The sequence below is a fragment of the Ensifer sp. EB106-03-01-XG145 genome (assembly GCF_058792075.1).
This window is the reverse complement of record NZ_JBYTEC010000001.1, coordinates 923,149-942,309: the sequence shown is the minus strand read 5'-3', so window position 1 is coordinate 942,309 and position 19,161 is coordinate 923,149. Positions and strand designations below refer to the sequence as shown.

General features: G+C 62.8%; 17 protein-coding genes. 8 read left to right on the top strand and 9 right to left on the bottom strand.

Annotated features, from left to right (window positions below; translation table 11 throughout):
* Positions 1–34: 34 nt before the first annotated feature.
* Entirely contained in the window at positions 35–1,804 is a 1,770-nt protein-coding gene (locus AC3WWH_RS04530; protein WP_058320365.1) for a caspase family protein, read from the top strand.
* Between the two features lie 4 nt (positions 1,805–1,808).
* On the opposite strand, the gene smc is transcribed toward AC3WWH_RS04530, so the two are convergent.
* The 3 genes from smc to AC3WWH_RS04515 form a co-directional block, all read right to left on the bottom strand.
* Complete coding sequence (gene smc, locus AC3WWH_RS04525; RefSeq protein ID WP_058320366.1) at positions 1,809–5,270, bottom strand: chromosome segregation protein SMC; 3,462 nt, start codon at positions 5,268–5,270, stop codon at positions 1,809–1,811.
* Positions 5,271–5,375: 105 nt separating this feature from the next.
* A complete protein-coding gene (locus tag AC3WWH_RS04520; RefSeq protein WP_058320367.1) occupies positions 5,376–6,203 on the bottom strand; it encodes a DsbA family protein in 828 nt (275 codons plus the stop codon).
* 115 nt (positions 6,204–6,318) lie between these two features.
* Positions 6,319–6,825 (bottom strand): DUF721 domain-containing protein, encoded by a 507-nt coding sequence (locus AC3WWH_RS04515; RefSeq protein ID WP_057250635.1) that lies wholly within the window; start codon positions 6,823–6,825, stop codon positions 6,319–6,321.
* Between the two features lie 93 nt (positions 6,826–6,918).
* Here AC3WWH_RS04515 and mutY point away from each other — a divergent pair, with 93 nt between their 5' ends.
* Together mutY and AC3WWH_RS04505 are read left to right on the top strand one after the other, a co-directional pair.
* Positions 6,919–8,007 (top strand): A/G-specific adenine glycosylase, encoded by a 1,089-nt coding sequence (gene mutY / locus AC3WWH_RS04510; protein WP_057250637.1) that lies wholly within the window; start codon positions 6,919–6,921, stop codon positions 8,005–8,007.
* A 23-nt stretch (positions 8,008–8,030) separates the two neighbouring features.
* Positions 8,031–8,648, top strand: coding sequence for an HAD family hydrolase (locus AC3WWH_RS04505; protein WP_058320368.1), 618 nt, complete (start codon positions 8,031–8,033; stop codon positions 8,646–8,648).
* A 51-nt stretch (positions 8,649–8,699) separates the two neighbouring features.
* On the opposite strand, the gene AC3WWH_RS04500 is transcribed toward AC3WWH_RS04505, so the two are convergent.
* From AC3WWH_RS04500 to AC3WWH_RS04485, 4 genes are all read right to left on the bottom strand, one after another.
* Complete coding sequence (locus AC3WWH_RS04500) at positions 8,700–9,101, bottom strand: YkvA family protein (RefSeq protein ID WP_058320369.1); 402 nt, start codon at positions 9,099–9,101, stop codon at positions 8,700–8,702.
* Positions 9,102–9,345: 244 nt separating this feature from the next.
* Positions 9,346–10,476 (bottom strand): site-specific DNA-methyltransferase, encoded by a 1,131-nt coding sequence (locus AC3WWH_RS04495; protein WP_057250643.1) that lies wholly within the window; start codon positions 10,474–10,476, stop codon positions 9,346–9,348.
* Between the two features lie 135 nt (positions 10,477–10,611).
* Positions 10,612–10,962, bottom strand: a complete 351-nt coding sequence (locus AC3WWH_RS04490; protein ID WP_058320370.1) for an antibiotic biosynthesis monooxygenase family protein — start codon at positions 10,960–10,962, stop codon at positions 10,612–10,614.
* Between the two features lie 3 nt (positions 10,963–10,965).
* On the bottom strand, positions 10,966–11,286 hold the full coding sequence (locus tag AC3WWH_RS04485) for an NIPSNAP family protein (protein WP_058320371.1): 321 nt from the start codon (positions 11,284–11,286) through the stop codon (positions 10,966–10,968).
* 93 nt (positions 11,287–11,379) lie between these two features.
* Here AC3WWH_RS04485 and AC3WWH_RS04480 point away from each other — a divergent pair, with 93 nt between their 5' ends.
* Positions 11,380–12,060 (top strand): ArsR/SmtB family transcription factor, encoded by a 681-nt coding sequence (locus AC3WWH_RS04480; protein WP_058320372.1) that lies wholly within the window; start codon positions 11,380–11,382, stop codon positions 12,058–12,060.
* A 234-nt stretch (positions 12,061–12,294) separates the two neighbouring features.
* On the opposite strand, the gene AC3WWH_RS04475 is transcribed toward AC3WWH_RS04480, so the two are convergent.
* Entirely contained in the window at positions 12,295–12,963 is a 669-nt protein-coding gene (locus AC3WWH_RS04475) for a GntR family transcriptional regulator (protein WP_057250651.1), read from the bottom strand.
* A 180-nt stretch (positions 12,964–13,143) separates the two neighbouring features.
* Between AC3WWH_RS04475 and AC3WWH_RS04470 the strand changes: the two genes are divergently transcribed.
* Both AC3WWH_RS04470 and AC3WWH_RS04465 read left to right on the top strand, forming a co-directional pair.
* Positions 13,144–13,839, top strand: coding sequence for an HAD family hydrolase (locus AC3WWH_RS04470; RefSeq protein WP_058320373.1), 696 nt, complete (start codon positions 13,144–13,146; stop codon positions 13,837–13,839).
* Between the two features lie 224 nt (positions 13,840–14,063).
* The gene (locus AC3WWH_RS04465; protein ID WP_058320374.1) at positions 14,064–15,170 is read left to right on the top strand and encodes an ABC transporter substrate-binding protein; all 1,107 of its coding nucleotides are present in this window, start codon (positions 14,064–14,066) and stop codon (positions 15,168–15,170) included.
* Between the two features lie 72 nt (positions 15,171–15,242).
* Here AC3WWH_RS04465 and AC3WWH_RS04460 read toward each other — a convergent pair whose 3' ends face one another.
* Positions 15,243–15,794 (bottom strand): hypothetical protein, encoded by a 552-nt coding sequence (locus tag AC3WWH_RS04460; protein ID WP_058320523.1) that lies wholly within the window; start codon positions 15,792–15,794, stop codon positions 15,243–15,245.
* Positions 15,795–16,074: 280 nt separating this feature from the next.
* Between AC3WWH_RS04460 and thrC the strand changes: the two genes are divergently transcribed.
* Positions 16,075–17,475 carry a threonine synthase gene (gene thrC, locus AC3WWH_RS04455; protein ID WP_113398725.1) on the top strand — a complete coding sequence of 467 codons (1,401 nt, stop codon included), beginning with the start codon at positions 16,075–16,077 and terminating at the stop codon, positions 17,473–17,475.
* A 16-nt stretch (positions 17,476–17,491) separates the two neighbouring features.
* Positions 17,492–18,793 carry a M16 family metallopeptidase gene (locus AC3WWH_RS04450; RefSeq protein ID WP_082640656.1) on the top strand — a complete coding sequence of 434 codons (1,302 nt, stop codon included), beginning with the start codon at positions 17,492–17,494 and terminating at the stop codon, positions 18,791–18,793.
* Positions 18,794–19,161 lie beyond the last annotated feature (368 nt).

The following is a 19,161-nucleotide window of genomic DNA, read 5'->3' as shown; positions in this document are numbered from 1 at the left end:
ATCCGTTCAGGCTCAAAGGCTCGGAGGGTAGGTCATGAAATGGCGTACAAAACTCACGTCCTGGGTCTTCTCGGCCCTGATCGTCCTGCTTGCAGTCGGGCACGCCCTCGCCGAGGAGGACGGCAAACGGTTGGCGCTGATCGTCGGCATGAGCAACTACGTCGTTGCAGGTATTCTGCCCAATGCTTCGCGCGACGCCGAAGCGTTCAAGACCTTCCTCGATGACCAGGGCTTTGAGGCCGACCTCGTGCTCAATACAAATCGCAGGGGTCTCGCCGAGGCGCTTGCGCGCTTTTCGCGCAAGATCGGCCCCAAAGACGTTGCACTGTTTTACTACGCCGGACATGGCATGCAGCTGCACGGCGATAATTTCCTTGTCGCAACCGATGCGAGGCTCGAAAGCGAATTCGACGTGCCAGCCGAAACCATGGCACTCTCCGAAATTGTCAACGCGTTGGAAAAGCGTGCGAAGATCTCGCTGATCTTCCTCGATGCCTGCCGCAACAATCCGCTCGCAGACCGGCTCAATCGCGAAGTGGAGGGCGCAAGCCGCGGTGGCGCCATCAGGGGGCTCGCACCGATTGACACACAGGGTGCAGGCACGCTCGTGGCCTTTGCCGCGGCACCCGGACAGGTCGCCGCAGACGGCACCGACGGGCACTCACCCTTTACCCGTGCGCTGATCGCCAATCTCTCCGGCCCTGGCCTTGAAATCGGCACGGCCTTCAAGCGCGTGATCCGGGAAGTACGCTCAGAGACGGACGGGAAACAGTCACCGCAGATTCTGTCTTCGCTCGATCTGGAGTTCTATCTCGGCCGCGACACAACCGTTAGAGAGCCTGCCCATTCGGCGGCGACCACCGTGGATCTCGCCGCGCTCGACTTTGGCAAGGCGATGCGTGTCGACACCATTCGAACCTGGAAACGCTTCATAGCCAAACATGGCAGCGGCAGCTACGCCGACGCAGCCCGCCAATCCGTTCGGCGTCTCGGAGCAATTGACGACCTGCGGTCGCCATTGGTAGCGATGGCGCAGGAGCAAAAGGTGTTCGACAGCAGGGAAAAGCGTTCAAGCGCGCAAGAGGCATTGCGCAGCGAAGGGTTCGATACGGGCCAGACAGACGGGACCTTCGGTGGCCAGACGCGCCGGGCGGTAACCTCGTTTCAGACAGCCCGCGGTCTGACGCAATCCGGATTTCTCGACCAGGAGACCAGCGCCGCCCTGGGCCTGGGATTTGCTCGCGTCGACCACCAAATCCTCTCGGCTGCAATCGCACGCCGCTATGATGCCGCCGATCTCGAGGGGCTTGAGGATGCGGCAGTGGTGGCCATGGTGCGTTGCCTGTCGCCGTTGTCCTTGACCTACGGCATGTTCGACGGGCGCCTCTACGCGGCCGCCTACAATGCGCAGCAGATCAGCTGGCAGGAAGCCAAGGCGACTGCCGAACGCTGCGGCGGTCACCTTGCCACGATTGAATCCAGTGACGAAAATGCGTTCGTCGCCTCGCTGGTAAACACGGACGCCAGGTTCTTCAACAGCCTGTTCGAAGGCGGGGAACATCGCCGCGTCGGACCCTGGCTCGGGCTCGTCAACGAGAACGGCATCGGCGACGCATGGACCTGGGTGACGGGCGCCGTTGTCACCTACAGCAGGTGGTTCAGGCGACCGCCGGAGAAGGCAGGCGCTGCGACGCTATATGCGGCATATCGCGCAAACAAAGTCCCCCTGGCCGCCTACATCGATACCTGGGGAGCGCGCGATGCGTTGCGGCCGGTGCCGGGGTTCATCACCGAATTCGAGTGAGTGGCTACACCACTTCCCTCAAACGCTCTGCCGTCTGCAGGTCGACGGAGACGAGTTGGGACACGCCCTGCTCGGCCATGGTCACGCCGAAGAGGCGGTTCATGCGGGCCATGGTGATCGGGTTGTGGGTGATGATGATGAAGCGGGTCTCGGTCGAGGCCGCCATCTCGTCCATCAGGTTGCAGTAGCGCTCGACATTGTGATCGTCGAGCGGTGCATCCACTTCGTCGAGCACGCAGATCGGCGCCGGATTCGTCAGGAACACCGCAAAGATCAGCGCCATCGCCGTCAGCGCCTGCTCACCGCCCGAAAGCAGCGTCATGGTCTGCGGCTTCTTGCCTGGCGGGCGAGCGAGGATTTCCAAGCCCGCTTCCAGCGGATCGTCGCTCTCGATCAGCTGCAGCTCGGCGGTGCCGCCGCCGAAGAGGTGGGTGAACAGCCGCTGGAACTGGACGTTGACGACATCGAACGCAGCGATCAGGCGCTCGCGGCCCTCGCGGTTCAGGTTCTGGATGGCGCTCCTGAGCTTGCGGATCGCCTCGATGACGTCGTCGCGCTCCCTAAGGAGAAGGGCGAGCTTTTCGGAAAGCTCCTTCTGCTCCTCCTCGGCACGCAGGTTGACGGCGCCGAGCCGTTCGCGTTCGATCTTCAACCGCTCGAGTTCACGCTCGATGTTGCGCATGTCGGGCAGCGCCTCGTCGACGGCAAGCCCGGTCAGGCGCATCACCTCGTGCGGCGCACAGGAGAGCGCTTCCTGGATGCGCGCTTCGATTTCGACGCGGCGCTCACGGGCCGAAACCAGCCGCTCCTCTGCGCGGCCGCGCTTCTCGCGCGATTCCGCAAGCTCGGACAGTGCCGTCGCCGCCAGCCGATCCGCCTCGCGCTGGTGATTTTCGGCCTCAGCGAGAAGGTCAGCCGCCTCGCGCCGTGCGGCTTCTGCCTTCTGCAATTCGTTCATCAACGCGCGGCGCTTGTCATCGAACTCGTCAGGCGCGTCGATCAGCTCTTCCACTTCGTCGCGGGCTTCGGCTTCGCGGTCGCGTAGCGTGGAGATATGCTCTTCGGCGCTGGCGGCGCGCGCCTTCCAAGTCTGGCGCTCGTTGGCTATCGCGGTGATGCGCCGCTGGCGGGCCTCGTTCTCGCGCGCCAGGCCGTCATGGGCGGCACGGGCCTCGGCAACTGCGGCACGATCGGCGGCGACGTCGGCCGTCTGGGTGCGCAGTTTCAATTCGAGTTCGGAGAGATCGGGCGCATCCGTCAGTGCGTCGTTGGCCGTCTCGATCTGCTCGGCCACTTCCTCGACCTGGACCTCGATCTGGCTGCGCGTTTCCGCCAACACCGCACGGCGGCGAGCAAGATCGCCGGAGGCGCGCTCGGCGGCAGCAAGGGCGTCACGGGCTTCAGCTAGCTGCCGCGTGATCATGCGCTGCGCATCGCGCGAGAGCCGCAGTCTTTCGTCTTCGGCGTGGATGCGTGTACCGGCGGCCGCAAGTTCGGCCTCGGCGCGGCGCAGCGCCTCTGCTGCGCCCTCGGCTTCGGCATCGAGTTCTGCCAGCCGGTTCTTCTGGGCCAGTCGCAGGGCGGCCGCACTCGGCGCCTCGGAGCCGGTCACGTGCCCGTCCCAGCGCCAGACGGAGCCCTGCTTGGTGACGAGGCTCTGGCCCGGCTTCAACAGCGGCAGCAGCCGTTCCGCGTCCGCTTCGCTTGCGACAATGCCGATCTGCTTCAGCGCGCGGGTCAGCGCATCCGGCGCTTTCACATGCGCAATCAGCGACGTAACGCCCTCCGGCAGGCCGGCATCGCCGGCATGATTTCCCAGCGCCCGCCAATGGGCCGGCGCGTCCGTTTCGAGCGGGGAATCGAGATCGTCGCCAAGGGCTGCGCCGAGCGCGATTTCGAAGCCTCGGTCGACCTTCATCTCCTCGACGACGGCAGGATAGGTGCCGCCCGATGCCGCTTCCAGCATCCGCCGGATCGTGCGCGCTTCGGTTTCGATGCCGTTGAGAGTAGCGCGTGAACGATCAACCGGCGGACGTGCCTCGACCTCGGCGCGACGCGCCTCTGCCAGTGCTTCCTCAATCGCAAGCACATTGGTTTCGGCTTCTTCGAGCGCGGCTTCGGCGACCTCGACCTGGCCCTGTTTCTCATGCGGATCGGGAAGCGCGGCCATCTGCCGGTCGAGCTCGTCGAGATCGCGCGACTGATCAGCAAGCTGGCGGGCAAGCCGGGCCTGTCGCTCCGAGAGATCACGGAGAGTGCGTTCGAGCTGGTTGCGGCCGGCCTGCGCCTCGGCACGCTCAGCGGTCAGCCGCGCCAACAGCGCTTCGTTGCCGGCGAGCTTTTCGTTCGCCTCCTGCAGCCGTTCGCGCGCTTCCGTCGCACGGTCGTCGGCCTCGGCCAGCATGTCGCTGAGCTCGGCTTCTTCCTCGTCGAGCCGCGACAGGATGCCGGCATTGTCGACGACGAGCCTCTCTTCGCGGGCGATATCTTCTGCAAGCTGCGCCAGACGGCGCTGCAACTCGTCGCGCCGCCTCAGGATCCGGCCGGCATCTTCTTCGAGCTGCGAGCGGGCGATCTGCAGGCGTTGAAGTGCTGCCGCGAACCGCGCTTCATTCTCGCGCAGCTCCGGCAGCTTCAGGCTGGCAATCGCCTGATCCTTCGCCGCCTGCATCTGCGCTTGCGCCTTTTCCGCGACCAGCGACGTGATCTGATTGAGCTGGCTCGTCGCGTCCGCTTCCGCCTCCTTGGCGTGCACCCAGCGGATATGGAACAGGATCGCCTCGTGCTTGCGGATGTCGGCCGAAAGCATCTTGAAGCGATTGGCCTGACGCGACTGGCGCTTGAGGCTCTCGATCTGGCTTTCGAGCTGCGAGGTTACGTCGTCAAGGCGCTCGAGATTGGTCTCGGCTGCTCGGAGGCGCAGTTCCGCCTCATGGCGGCGCGAGTGCAGGCCGGAGATGCCGGCTGCTTCTTCGAGGAGTTGCCGACGCGCCTGCGGCTTGGCGGCGATCAGCTCACCGATACGCCCTTGCCCGACCATCGACGGAGAGCGCGCGCCGGTCGAGGCATCGGCAAAGAGGAGCTGCACATCCTTGGCGCGCGCTTCCTTGCCATTGATGCGGTAAACGGAGCCCTGTTCGCGCTCGATACGGCGCGTCACCTGGATCTCGTCACTGTCGTTGAAAGCGGCCGGTGCCGTGCGATCGCCGTTGTCGAGATAGAGGCCGACTTCCGCCGTGTTGCGCGCCGGGCGGTTGCCGGATCCGGAAAAGATCACGTCGTCCATGCCGGAGGCGCGCATGTTCTTGTAGGAGTTCTCCCCCATCACCCAGCGCAGCGCTTCGACGAGGTTCGACTTGCCGCAACCATTCGGTCCGACGACGCCGGTCAGGCCCCGCTCAATGATGAACTCGGTCGGTTCGACGAAAGATTTGAAGCCGAGCAGGCGGAGCTTGTTGAACTTCATGCGGGCGACGCTGGGGCGACGAGATACCCCCCTCTACAGCGCCGCGAAACGAAAAAAACGGGCGCACGGCTGCTGCCGTCGCCCGTTTTCAGGAAAAGCGAAGGATCAGAGCTTGCTGTCGATGAGGGCCGACATAACGTCAACCGACATGTCCCCCGAATAGTGCTCACCATTGACGAAGAAGGTCGGCGTCGACTGTACGCCGAAATCCTTTGCGCCCCGCTGCATGACAGAGTTCACATCATCCAGAAGTTTTTGGTTCGTCAAGCAGGCCTCGAAGCTCTCCTGTGTAAAACCGGCGAGTTTGGACATCTGCAACAGCGCATCACGGCCATTCTGGGCCGCGGCCCACTGCTGCTGCTGCTTGAAGAGCATGGAGATCATCGGGAAGTACTGGCCTTCCGGCGCGCAACGCGCCAGCATGAAGGCGGCAGCCGCGCGCGGATCGAACGGGAATTCGCGCACGATGAAGCGGACCTTGCCGCTATCGATGTACTTCGTCTTGATCGCTTCGAACGTGTTGTTGTGGAAGGCCGCGCAGTGCGGGCAGGTCATCGACATGTATTCGACGATGGTGACCGGCGCATTGGCTTCGCCCAGCGCCATTTCCGGCAGGACGCCCGGCTCAAGCAGCTTGGCCTGATCGACCGAGCCTTCCGAAGAAGGAAGCTCGACCTTCACGGGAGCGGCGGTCGACTGAGCGACTTCGGTGCCTGCAGCCGGCTTTGCTTCGGTGCTTGCCGGGGCCGCGGCCGTCGATGCCGTGGTGATGGCGTCCGTAGCGGGATTTGCCGCCGTCTCGCTCGCCTCGGTCGGCGCGGTTGATGCCGTTTCCTTCTTTTCGTCGCTGCAGGCAGCAAGCACCAGGGCGACGGTTGCGATGGCGGCACCGCTGAGCAGGCGTTTCGTAAGGTTCATTGCGGAAGCGGACATGAATTTGACCCGTGTTCGGAGGGATTTATGGTGCGGATTCGATATCTTGCTGCGCGCGGGGCGGCAAGTGGCCGGTCGTCAACAGAATTCAAAGAATTGTGACCGGCTGATGGCCCTACCGCCGACGCGGCGCGAGCACGGCCGTCCCAAGCCGACGCAAAGCCGCCTTCAGTTCTTCGCTCTCTATGCCCTCGACCATCGCTTCCAGCCGGCGCGCGGGCTCGCCCGAAAGTGGCTTCGGCTTGCCACGGTGTTTGTGCTGCGGCGACACGGGCTTCTGAACGATGCGCAGTTGGCCGATGGCATAGAAACCGAAGAAACCGTTGATGCGCTGGATCAGTTCGCCCTGGGCATGGGTCAGGAAGAGCGCACGTGCGCCTTCACAAGCGACCGTCAACACGCCCGGCTGGTAGCCGCCCTCACCCGAGATTTCCGAGGCGCGGCGCGGCCAGGCGATCTTCTCCGGCCGCGTGCAATCGGCGAAGCCTTCCCCGGCAATTTCGTCCCAGGAGCCGAGCAGCATGGTGTTGATGCCTGCCCGCTTGGCGAGGACGGGGTCGATCAGGCCGTTGGCGACTTCGCTGATCTGGACGACACCCTTGCGGGGCTTCTGCTCACTCACGAAAGCGACTTTCTGTATGCAACGTCGATTGAGCCTTGATGCCGCGGCTCCGCTTCGCCAAGTATAGGCCGGAAAGAGAACTCCCGGCAAATCATGCACGATTCAATCCCAGCGGCCGACGCCGCTCCCCTACTTTTGGAATGGTACGACAGGCACCACCGCGACCTGCCCTGGCGGGTCTCTCCGCCTATGGCGAGCCGAGGGATCGTTGCCGATCCCTATCACGTCTGGCTGTCGGAGGTCATGCTGCAGCAGACGACGGTCCAGGCAGTGAAGGCCTATTTCGAGAAGTTCCTGTCGCTGTGGCCGACAGTCGAGGACCTGGCGCGCGCCGAGAACGAGGACGTGATGAAGGCCTGGGCCGGGCTCGGCTATTATGCCCGTGCCCGCAACCTGAAGAAATGTGCCGAAGCCGTCGCGAACAGTCACGGTGGCCGTTTTCCCGACACGGAAGACGGGCTGAAATCCCTTCCGGGCATCGGCGATTACACCGCAGCCGCGATCGCGGCGATTGCCTTCAATCGCAAGAGCGCCGTACTCGACGGAAATGTCGAGCGGGTGATCTCGCGCCTCTATGCGATCGAAGCGCCCCTGCCGGCAGCGAAGCCCGAAATGCGGGCGCGCGTCGCCATCCTCACGCCTGATGATCGTCCGGGCGATTTCGCCCAGGCGATGATGGACCTCGGCGCGACGATCTGCACGCCGAAGCGGCCTGCCTGCTCGCTCTGTCCCTTCCGTGCGCACTGTCGCGCACTCTCGGTTGCCGATCCCGAGACCTTTCCGCGCAAGGCGCAGAAGAAAGAAAAGCCACTTCGGCGCGGCGCGGCCTTCGTCGCGATCGATGCCGACAATGCCGTCTATCTGCGCAAGCGGGTCGAAACCGGCCTTCTTGGCGGCATGACCGAGGTACCCGGCACCGACTGGACATCGCGACAGGACGGCGACACCTCGCTCGCCTCCCAACCCTTCGTTGCGCCCTGGGAAGACTGCGGAACCATCAGCCACGTCTTCACACATTTCGAGTTGCGTCTCTCCGTCTACCGCGCCAATGTCGCGCGCGCCGGAGCGGAGGGCGACGGCTGGTGGGAACCCGTTCACTCCCTCGGGGCCCAGGCGCTGCCGACGGTCATGAAAAAGGCGATCACCCAGGCGATCCCTGACGCCTTCAAGGCTGAACGCTGAAAGATCGAGCAAGGAATGCAGCTATGAGCAGCATCGATATCCGCCATATCGTCTTCGACATCGGCAAGGTGCTGATCCACTATGACCCCAACCTGCCCTATAGCCGCATCATTCCGGACGAGGCCGAGCGCGAATGGTTCTTCGCCAATGTCTGCACCCATGACTGGAACATCGAGCAGGACCGTGGCCGCCCCTGGGAGGAAGCCGAAGCGCTTTTGATCAAAGACCATCCGGAACGCGAAGAGCAGATCCGTGCGTTCCGCAAGCATTGGCAGGAGATGGTGCCGCACGCCTATGTCGAAACGGTCTCGCTGCTGGAGCGGCTGATCGCCGAAGGGCGCGACGTGACCATGCTGACCAATTTCGCCTCTGATACGTTCCGTGAGGCCCAGCAGCTCTATCCCTTCCTGACATTGCCGCGCGGCGTCACGGTTTCGGGCGACGTGAAGCTGATTAAACCCGATATTGCCATCTACGAGACGCACACCCGCACCTTCGGGCTTACCCCCTCGGCCACGCTCTTCATCGACGACAGCGTGCCGAATGTCGAAGCCGCACGGCTCGCCGGCTGGCATGCGGTACACTTCGTCGATCCGGAGAAACTGAAGGCCGACCTCGTCGCCTACGGCATCCATCCCTGACGCAGGCCGTCTCGCCGAAAGCCAGCCGATGGCCAGCTAAGTGCGGTATTGTCAGCTTTCGGCCGAAACCATGCGCCACACCACCCAGCCAGCAAGCGCTGCGACCACCAGCCAGATGCATAGGATCGCGACCAGACCGCCGCGGCTGGACGGGCGCCCCTCCTGTGCCGTCGCCCGCTCCCGAAATTCGTGCATCAGCGCCGGCGGCACGAGACGCACCGCCAACAGGATGCCGAGCGGAACGATGACCAGATCATCAAGGTAGCCGAGCACCGGAATGAAATCGGGGATCAAGTCGACCGGCGACAGCGCATAGGCCGCCACGGCGCCGGCAACGAATTTCGCTGAAAGCGGCGTTCGAGGGTCTCGTGCAGCGAACCAGAGTGCTACGACATCGCGTTTGATTTGACGCGCCCATTGCTTCACGCGCTTGAGTCGATCGGGCAAGGTCATGCGGAAGGCACCCCTTGTTCGGGTGAAGACTGGTTTCTCCGAACCCTATTTCCGGACGCAAGGACTGGCAATCAGGCGAAGCTTCGTTGCCTATCGCGTCAGCCGTTCCGGCAAGCATACCGGGAACATACAAATGCCCGGAATCCCGTTTTTGAGGATTCCGGGCATTTAAAGCACTCCTTCCGGGACTGAAGGTACAAAAACCGGTCGGAGCGCTTTTCGAAGGATCCGGCGAACTGGTTGATCAGTTCAGCTTTGCCAGATCATTTCGAATGACGGTTCTGAGTTCGTCGATGGGCTTCAGGGTGTTCCCGTCTTCGAAGTGCCAGAATGTCCATCCGTTGCATGCATCAAGCCCCTGGACCTTGGCGCCCAGGCGGTGAATTGAGCCGGCCTCGCCGCCGGAAGCGACCGTGCCGTCGGCGCGGACGATCGCGCTGTAGCGGCGCTTGGCGTCCGTGAGCACCGTGCCGGGCTTGATCAGCCCGCTTTCGATCAGCGTGTTGAAGGCGACACGCGGTTCGGCCTTCTTGCCGGTCATCACCGACAGCATGGCCTTGCCGAGCGGTTCGACCGCGTCGATGCGTGCCGATGCCGCGTCGATATAATCCTGCTCGCGCTCGATGCCGACGAAATGGCGGCCGAGGCGCTTGGCGACGGCACCGGTCGTGCCGGAGCCGAAGAAGGGATCGAGCACGACGTCGCCAGGCTTGGTGGAGGCCATGAGGATACGGGCGAGCAGTGCTTCCGGCTTCTGCGTCGGATGCACCTTCTTGCCGTCGTCGCCCTTCAAGCGCTCGTGACCGGAGCAGATCGGAAACAGCCAGTCGGAGCGCATCTGCACGTCGTCATTGGCCGCCTTCATCGCATCGTAGTTGAAGGTGTAGCCCTTGGCATTTGCGTTCGGCGTCGCCCAGATCAGCGTTTCATGGGCGTTCTGGAACCGGCGACCCTTGAAGTTCGGCATCGGGTTGGTCTTGCGCCAGATGATATCGTTGAGGATCCAGAAGTGCAGGTCCTGCAGGATGGCGCCGACGCGGAAGATGTTGTGGTAGGAGCCGATGACCCAGAGCGTGCCGGTCGGCTTCAGCACGCGGCGGCAGGCGAGCAGCCAGGCGCGGGTGAAGGCGTCATAGGCCTCGAAGGAGGCGAACTGATCCCATTCGTCATCGACGGCATCGACCACCGACTGATCGGGACGGGTCAGCATGCCGCCGAGCTGGAGGTTGTAGGGCGGGTCGGCGAAAACGACGTCGACCGAATTGTCGGGAAGCGCATTGAGCGCCGCAACGCAGTCACCCTTGATGATGCTGTCGAGCCAGCCCAGCGGGCGGGTGGAGCGGGAGACTTCGGCAAGCGAAACAACTGAAGACATGGACAACTCGCAAATACGCTTACTCGGAACGGACTATGGAGCTTATGGTTACCGAAGATGGTTACCAAAGCCTGAAGGCCGTTCCGAAAAAGTTCGTATTCACGCCATGTTAGTGAGAACTTTTGCAGCGGCGTTTCATTTGGCGTCGTGAAAGGTGCGGCTGTCGGCCGGCGCTTCACGGCGCTCGTTCAGCCCGTAATCACGGATGACGGAGGCGATGCGCAGGCGATAGTCGGCAAAGACGCCATGGCGTCCCGCATCCTGCGCAGCGCGATGTTCGGCGCCGTTCCGCCAAGCCTTCACCGCCTCCTCGTCGCGCCAGAAGGATAGGGACAGCACCTTGTCGGGATTGGCGAGACTCTGGAACCGCTCGATCGAGATGAAGCCATCGATGCCGTCAAGCAAAGGGCGCAGATCGGCGGCAATGCCGAGATAGGTGTCGCGACGACCCTCGGCTGGCAGGACTTCGAAGATGACGGCAATCATGTTTCACTTACCTCCAGCAGACATAGATACGTTCTTCAGGAAGATTCGCTCCTCCTTCAGGATAAACCGCTCGCGGCGGGAAAAGGCATAATTCTCTCGGCCGAGCGGATCGGCGGCAAGCCGGGCGCGATAGGCCTCGTAAGCCGCGAGGCTCTCGATGTTGTAGACCCCGTAGGCCGTTGTCGCCGAACCCTCGTGTGGTCCGAAATAGCCGATGAGATCAGCGCCGCAGCGCGGGATCGCCTCGCCCCAGTTGCGCGAATAGGTGGCGAACTCCTCCTTCTTGAAGGGATCGATTTCGTAGCGGATGAAGCAGGTGATCATCGTCGTCTCCTTGTGGCCACGGCATTTTGCGGGCCTTCGATGAGTGGAGTATGCCCGCTTGTTTGACAGGGATGCTTCGACTACGATCGAAGTATGAAGGAAGGTCCTGACATCGCTCTCATCGGATCGCTGATCGGCGATCCCGCCCGCGCCAACATGCTGACGGCGCTGATGGCCGGCCGTGCCCTGACGGCGACCGAACTTGCGACCCACGCCGGCATCACGCTGCAGACCGCCAGTTCCCACCTTTCCAAGCTCGAGGCGGGGGGCCTGCTCACCCAGCGCAAGCAGGGACGGCACCGCTATTTCCAACTCGCCGAGGACGAAGTCGGGCTGATGCTCGAGAACCTGATGGGTTTTGCCGCAAGCCGCGGCATGAACCGCCATCGACCAGGCCCGAAGGATCCGGCGCTCCGGAAGGCGCGCGTTTGCTACAATCATCTCGCCGGCGACTATGGCGTACGCATGTATGACAGCCTGATTGCCGAGAAGCAGATCGAGATCACCGGTGACGACTTGGCGCTGACGCCCGCCGGCCAGAGCCGGATCGAGGCGCTCGGCATCGACTATGCCGCACTGAAAAAATCCCGCCGGCCGATCTGCCGCACCTGTCTCGACTGGAGCGAGCGTCGCTCGCATCTCGCGGGATCTCTGGGCGAAGCGCTGCTGACGCTGTTCATCGACAAGGGCTGGGCAAAACGCGAAGCCAACAGCCGCGCCATCCGCTTTACGGCCAATGGCGACAAGGCGTTTTCGGAGCTGTTCCCGCAATAGTGGCTGCGCGTCTAAATCGACGCAATTCCGGACGGAAACCGCTTCACACTTTTCCTGGAATTGCTTCGTAGGCAACGCAATTCCGGACGGAAAACCGCTTCACACTTTTCCTGGAATTGCTTCGTAGGCAACGCAATTCCGGACGGAAAACCGTTTCACACTTTTTCTGGAATTGCTTCGTAGGTAACGCAATTCCGGACGGAAAACCGTTTCACACTTTTCCTGGAATTGCTTCTAGCCGACGATCGAGAAGGCTTCGCGGGTTTCGCCGGCCGCTGTCCTGACCGGCGTCTTGCCGATCCATCCAACATGCCGCTCAAGGATCTTCGCGGCCTCATCGCCGCGGCCTTCGCGCAAGGCTGCGAGGATCGCGCGGTGATCGTGGTCGGTGCGCGCTTCCCAGCTCGTGCGCCAGGCAGAGAAGAGAAAACGGGCGCTGGCCGCATGCAGATCGTCGATCGCGGCCAAGAGCCTCGGCATGCCGCAGGGCTGCAGGATCAATCGGTGAAAGGCGCGGTTCGCCGCTTCCCAGGAGCGCACGTCGCGCGAGGTGTCGGCGGCGACCGTCGCCGCTTCCGCCCGGTCAAGGATCGCCGGCGTCAAATGCGGGATCGCATGGCGAAGCGCCAGAACCTCAAGAACGGCGCGCATCTCCGCAACCTCCCTCACCTCCTTGAGATCGAAGGAGGCGACGCGGACGCCGCGGCGCGGTTCGCTGACGGCAAGCCCCTGGGCTTCCAGCCGCCGAAAGGCTTCGCGAACGGGAACGTGGCTCGCGCCGAATTCCTCGGCGATGTGATCCTGCCGCAAGCGCTCCCCGGGCATCAAAATGCCGGAGATGATCCTCTCGGCGAGTGCCCTGCTGATGCGACTTGCAAGTGTGTCGTCCTGTTGCTTTTCCATCGCCTACAGATAGAGCCGCGAAACAATACTGTCGAGCAAGCGGAACAGCGGTTTCGATAATTTCCAAAGGTTGAGCTTTCGGCCGCCTTCGTATAAAGCTCTGGCGTACGAAAGCCCCGCGCCGCGCAAGCTATCCTCCCCCTGCCTGCGGCGCCTTCTTCTCCCAGGGAACTGTTTCAAATGTCCGGTATCGATCTCATCATTTTTGATTGCGACGGCGTTCTCGTCGATTCCGAAATCATCGCTTCGGAAGTCGAAGCCGCGCTGCTCACCGAAGCGGGTTATCCGATCAGCGTCGAAGAAATGGCGGAGCGTTTTGCCGGCATGACCTGGCACAACACGCTGTTGCAGATCGAGAAGGAAGCGAGCATCCCGCTTTCCGCGTCGCTGATCGGCAAGGTAGACACCATTCTCGACGAACGTCTGGAGCGCGACGTCAAGATTATCGACGGCGTCAAGCCGATGCTGCTGCAGCTCGCACTGCCCCATTGCATCTGCTCGAACTCCACCTCGGCGCGCCTCGCCATGATGCTCGGCAAGGTCGGCATCAAGGACCACTTCGGCCCGCGCATCTACTCGGCGCGCGACCTCGGACCCGATCGCGTCAAGCCGAAGCCGGACATCTTCCTGCATGGTGCCAAGCAGATGGGCGTGAACCCGTCGCGGGTGCTGGTCATCGAGGACTCGGTGCATGGCATCCACGGCGCGCGCGCCGCCGGCATGCGCGTCGTCGGCTTCACCGGCGGCTCCCACACCTTCCCGTCGCATGCCGACAAGCTGACGGAAGCCGGCGCGGAGACCGTGATTTCGCGCATGACGGCCCTTCCGGGCGTGATCGCAGCACTTTCCGAATGGTCGGAATCGCTGACAGCCTGAGACGCCGCGGCCGACCGATTTTGCCCCCTTTCGCCCCGGCCTTCAGCCGGAGCGGGAAAGAAGCCTTCGGCCACCACGGCAGGCGTCCAATTAGGCGTCGAGGGACACGATGACACATTGCAGTCGCGTCGCGTCCCCTAGAAAATCTCCCCGGTTTTCGAAAAGCCGCGCACGAGGGCCATATCAAGCAAGCCCCATCAGGGGTATTTCTAGGAGGAAACACTATGCGTCTTTCAATGTTGACAGGCCTGACCCTGGCGGCCAGCGTCGCCTTCGGCCCGCTCGCCTTTGCCGATATCACCGTTGGCGTCATCACGCCGCTCACCGGCCCGGTCGCGGCCTATGGCGAGCAGGTGAAGAACGGGGCGGAAACGGCCGCTGAAGAGATCAACAAGGCTGGCGGCATCAACGGCGAGAAGATCGTCCTGAAGCTGCTCGACGATGCCGGTGATCCGAAGCAGGCCGTTTCGGTTGCCAACCAGGCGGCCGGCGAAGGCATCCGCTACGTCGTCGGCCCGGTGCTTTCGGGCACCTCGATGGCGGCTTCCGACGTTCTCGCCGAGAACGGCATTCTGATGGTGACGCCGACGGCAACGACGCCTGACCTCACCACCCGCGGCCTCTGGAACGTGCTGCGCACCTGCGGCCGCGACGACCAGCAGGCTGAAGTCGCTGCCGCCTATGTGGTCAAGAACCTCAAGGACAAGAAGGTCGCCGTGCTGCACGACAAGGCACCCTACGGCAAGGGCCTCGCCGACGGCTTCAAGAAGGCGATCAACGCAGGCGGCATCACTGAGGTCGTCTATGAAGGCCTGAACCCGGGCGACAAGGACTTCAGCGCCATCGTTACCCGCCTGAAGGCCGAGAATGTCGATGTCGTCTACTTCGGTGGCTACCATCCGGAGGGCGGCCTGCTCGCACGCCAGATGCACGACCAGGGCGTGAAGGCACAGATCTTCGGCGGCGACGGCCTGTCGAACACCGAGTTCTGGGCAATCGGCGGTGAAGCTGCGACCGGCACGGTCTACACCAACGCCAGCGACGCGACCCGCAACCCGGCATCGGCGCCGGCCGTCGAAGCGCTGAAGGCGAAGAACATCCCGGCCGAAGCCTTTACCCTCAACGCCTATGCCGCCGTGCAGGTGCTGAAGGCCGGCATCGAGAAGGCCGGCTCCGCCGAAGACGCGACTGCAGTTGCCACTGCGATCAAGTCCGGCGAAGCGATCGACACGGTGCTCGGCAAGCTGACCTACGGCGAAGCCGGCGACCTCACCTCGCAGGCTTTCTCGCTCTACAAGTGGGAAGGCGGCAAGAGCGTTCCGGCTGAGTAAGCTAGAGCGCGATATAAAATAGAAACGCCGGGGCTTGCCCCGGCGTTTTTGTTTGCAGGCTGCAATCGCAGCTTACTTTTTCTTGCCCTTTGCCGGCGGACCTTCGTCGAAGCCGACATAGACCGTGGCATTGGAACCGGACCCTGCCGGCAATGTCACGTCGGCCTTGGTAAAGACGAATTGCGTCGAGCCGGTCGAAGGAATTTCGACCGCATGCTGCGTCAGCTCGGAATAGAGCGTCTTGTCCTCGTCGGTCGCAGCCACGCGGATCGGCATGGTGATCTTGCCGGGACCGCCGGCGGGACCGCTGACGACGCGGCCCTGGACCACGACCGTAATGGTCATCGCGCTCTCGCTCTGTACGCATTGCCGCGTCGTGTCGGCAAGAGAGGCCTGATAAACGACCTTCGTCGGGTCGTTCTTGGCGCCCTTGGCGTAGCTGGTGAACACCGACGTGCCATCGCGCAGGATGACCTGCGGGCACGCGGCCTGGACGACGGCTGGCGTCGGAGCGGTGGCGCTGCCGCCCGCATCGATCGCTCCGCCGGATTGCGTCTTGTTGCAGCCGGCGAGGACCGCGAGAAAAGATATTGCGAGAACAGGCCGGGATACTTTGCCAAACACGTTGAACAACCTCTGCTGGACCGGTTGAAACTCCTTGACCGAAATCTCGGCCGGAAGACCTTTCGTGGCCTTCGGGCATCGTCTATAGCAGCGACAAACTGAAAAATCGATTGGGTCGGCGTGTCCCTTCCGAATTTTCCGAAACCTGATCTACGGTCGGAAATTGCGTCGGTGACAAGAATAGATGCAGACTTTGTCAAGGACTGACGCAATAAGACGGGCAAACCGCGGCGCCGCTTTCTAGGGTCGTCGCGATCGGCAGGTGGGACGAAGGACAATCATGGTGAAGTATATCTCGACGCGCGGCGAAGCCGCTCCTCTCGGCTTCTGCGACGCACTGCTTGCCGGTCTTGCGCGCGATGGCGGCCTTTATCTCCCCAAGGAATGGCCGAAGTTTTCGAAGAAGGAAATCCGCGGCTTGCGCGGCAAATCCTATCAGGAGATCGCGTTCGCCGTCCTCGAGCCCTTCACTAACGGTGAGATCCCAGCGGCCAAGTTCCGCGAAATGATCGACGAAGCCTACGCCACCTTCCGCCACCCGGCCGTGGCTCCGCTCGTCCAGACCGGCCCGAATGCCTTTGTCATGGAGCTGTTCCACGGCTCGACGCTCGCCTTCAAGGACGTGGCAATGCAATTGCTCGCGCGGTTGATGGACTACGTGCTCGCCGAGCGCGGCGAGCGCGCCACCATCGTCGGCGCGACCTCGGGCGACACGGGCGGTGCGGCGATCGATGCCTTTGCCGGCCGCGAACGCACCGACATCTTCATCCTCTTCCCGCACGGCAAGGTTTCGCCGGTGCAGCAGCGACAGATGACGACCTCGGAGGCATCGAACGTTCATGCCATCGCCGTCAATGGCAACTTCGACGATTGCCAGAACCTCGTCAAAGCCATGTTCAACGACGCCGCCTTCCGCGATCGCGTGAAGCTTTCGGGTGTCAACTCGATCAACTGGGCGCGCATCATGGCCCAAATCGTCTATTATTTCACTACTTCGGTCGCGCTCGGCGGGCCGGATCGTAAGATCTCCTTCACGGTGCCCACCGGCAACTTCGGCGACATCTTCGCCGGTTACGTCGCCAAGCGCATGGGCCTGCCGATCGACAAGCTGGTGATCGCCACCAACGAGAACGACATCCTTGCCCGCACGCTGAAGACCGGACGCTACGAGATGCGCGACGTCAAGGCGACCACCGCACCGTCGATGGATATCCAGATCTCGTCGAACTTCGAACGGCTTCTGTTCGAGGCGAACGACCGTGATCCGGGCGAAGTGCGCGCGGCAATGGACGGCCTCAAGCAGTCCGGTTCCTTCACCATTCGCGATAAGGCGCTGAAGGCCATCCGCAAGGAATTCCGCGCTGGCCGCGCCTCGCAGAAGGAAGTGGCCAAGACGATCGCCAAGACGCTGGAGAAAACCGGCTATCTGCTTGATCCCCACAGCGCTGTCGGCGTCTTCGTCGCCGCCAAGCACGAGAAGCCGTCCGCCCCCATGGTGACGCTCGCCACCGCCCATCCGGCGAAATTCCCGGACGCGGTAAAATCGGCCAGTGGTATTGACCCGGCGCTTCCGACGTGGCTTGCTGACCTGATGAACAGGGAGGAGCGTTTCGATATCCTGGATGCGGACCTGAAGAGCGTCGAGACCTTTATCGGCGAGCGCACCCGTCTCCGGGGGTAAGAACGAGAAGAAACGTATGATGAAAGTTGAGTGCACCCGGCTCCCTTCCGGGTTGACGGTGGTAACCGAGCAGATGCCGCATCTCGAAAGCGTGGCGCTCGGGGTGTGGATCAAGTCCGGTTCGCGCAATGAAACCCTGGGCGAACATGGCATTGCCCACCTGCTGGAGCACATGGCTTTCAAGGGCACCGCGCGGCGCACCGCCCGCCAGATTGCCGAGGAAATCGAAAATGTCGGCGGCGAAGTCAACGCCGCCACGTCGACCGAGACGACGTCCTACTACGCCCGTGTCCTCAAGGACCATGTGCCGCTGGCGGTCGACATTCTCGCCGATATTCTCACCGAATCCACTTTCGACGACGAGGAGCTGCGGCGCGAGAAGCACGTGATCCTGCAGGAGATCGGCGCTGCCGACGACACGCCGGATGACGTGGTCTTCGACCGTTTCGCCGAGACCGCCTATCGCAACCAGACCGTCGGACGTCCGATCCTCGGCACCCCCGATACGGTCATGTCGTTTTCCGCCGACCAGATCCGCCAGTATCTCGGCCGCAACTATACGACCGATCGCATGTTCGTGGTCGCGGCCGGCGCCGTCGAGCACGACGCCTTCGTGCGCCAGGTGGAGGAGCGCTTCGCCTCGCTTCCACGCACGCCGATCGCGACCCCGGTGCTCGAAACCGCCCGCTACACCGGTGGTGAGAGCCGCGAGACGCGGGACCTGATGGACGCCCAGGTTCTGCTCGGCTTCGAAGGCAAAGCCTATCACGCCCGCGACTTCTATTGCTCGCAGATCCTCGCCAACATCCTCGGCGGCGGCATGTCCTCCCGCCTCTTCCAGGAAGTGCGCGAGCATCGCGGCCTCTGTTATTCGGTCTATGCCTTCCATTGGGGCTTTTCCGACACCGGTATCTTCGGCGTGCACGCGGCAACCGGCGGCGAGAACCTGCCGGAATTGATGCCCGTCATCGTCGACGAACTGCGCAAGTCCTCGATGAACATCGAGCAGCAGGAAATCGAGCGGGCCCGCGCCCAGATCCGTGCACAATTGCTGATGGGCCAGGAAAGCCCGGCCGCCCGCGCCGGCCAGATCGCCCGCCAGATGATGCTCTACGGCCGCCCGATCCCCAACGAAGAACTGATGGAGCGCCTGTCCGGCATTACCATCGAACGCCTGACCGACCTTGCCGGCCGGCTGTTCTTCGATACGACGCCGACGCTCTCGGCGATCGGCCCGCTGGAGCAGCTTGCCCCGATGGGCGACATCCTGTCGACATTGACCGGCAAGGCCGCCGTACCGCACGCCGTCGCCAGCTAAACAGGCCCAGATCATTTCATGGTTTCATCGAAACCGTGAAATGATCTTGCCTTTTCGAGGCGACCGCATGTCTCCTTAAATCGACCTCGACTTAAGGACAAAGACATGCAGAAAATCAAAGTGCTACAGCGACCTTTGCGCGTCTGACAAGACGCGCGGCGCTGTAGGCAACTCCTGGCGGAAAGCGTTTGCCACTTTTCCTGAAATTGCCCCGGGCCGCCGAGGACGCATACACCGTATGCAAATGGTGAAGTCTTTGCGTCTTTTCGCAAATTCGGATTCGATTTGCGCGCAAAGTTGTGCAACGTTTCGGTTTGTGACAGCGCAAAGGCGCGCTGCCGGGCGGATGATAAAAGGTCCCCGCACGC

Excerpts from the sequence above, each read along its gene's own strand:
- AC3WWH_RS04470 (WP_058320373.1), top strand. The coding sequence starts at position 13,144 with ATGTCCGGTATCGATCTCATCATTTTTGATTGCGACGGCGTTCTCGTC.
- AC3WWH_RS04490 (WP_058320370.1), bottom strand. The coding sequence starts at position 10,962 with ATGATTGCCGTCATCTTCGAAGTCCTGCCAGCCGAGGGTCGTCGCGAC.
- mutY (WP_057250637.1), top strand. The coding sequence starts at position 6,919 with ATGCACGATTCAATCCCAGCGGCCGACGCCGCTCCCCTACTTTTGGAA.
- smc (WP_058320366.1), bottom strand. The coding sequence starts at position 5,270 with ATGAAGTTCAACAAGCTCCGCCTGCTCGGCTTCAAATCTTTCGTCGAA.
- AC3WWH_RS04495 (WP_057250643.1), bottom strand. The coding sequence starts at position 10,476 with ATGTCTTCAGTTGTTTCGCTTGCCGAAGTCTCCCGCTCCACCCGCCCG.
- thrC (WP_113398725.1), top strand. The coding sequence starts at position 16,075 with ATGGTGAAGTATATCTCGACGCGCGGCGAAGCCGCTCCTCTCGGCTTC.
- AC3WWH_RS04480 (WP_058320372.1), top strand. The coding sequence starts at position 11,380 with ATGAAGGAAGGTCCTGACATCGCTCTCATCGGATCGCTGATCGGCGAT.
- AC3WWH_RS04505 (WP_058320368.1), top strand. The coding sequence starts at position 8,031 with ATGAGCAGCATCGATATCCGCCATATCGTCTTCGACATCGGCAAGGTG.
- AC3WWH_RS04520 (WP_058320367.1), bottom strand. The coding sequence starts at position 6,203 with ATGTCCGCTTCCGCAATGAACCTTACGAAACGCCTGCTCAGCGGTGCC.
- AC3WWH_RS04475 (WP_057250651.1), bottom strand. The coding sequence starts at position 12,963 with ATGGAAAAGCAACAGGACGACACACTTGCAAGTCGCATCAGCAGGGCA.
- AC3WWH_RS04530 (WP_058320365.1), top strand. The coding sequence starts at position 35 with ATGAAATGGCGTACAAAACTCACGTCCTGGGTCTTCTCGGCCCTGATC.
- AC3WWH_RS04450 (WP_082640656.1), top strand. The coding sequence starts at position 17,492 with ATGATGAAAGTTGAGTGCACCCGGCTCCCTTCCGGGTTGACGGTGGTA.
- AC3WWH_RS04485 (WP_058320371.1), bottom strand. The coding sequence starts at position 11,286 with ATGATCACCTGCTTCATCCGCTACGAAATCGATCCCTTCAAGAAGGAG.
- AC3WWH_RS04465 (WP_058320374.1), top strand. The coding sequence starts at position 14,064 with ATGCGTCTTTCAATGTTGACAGGCCTGACCCTGGCGGCCAGCGTCGCC.
- AC3WWH_RS04500 (WP_058320369.1), bottom strand. The coding sequence starts at position 9,101 with ATGACCTTGCCCGATCGACTCAAGCGCGTGAAGCAATGGGCGCGTCAA.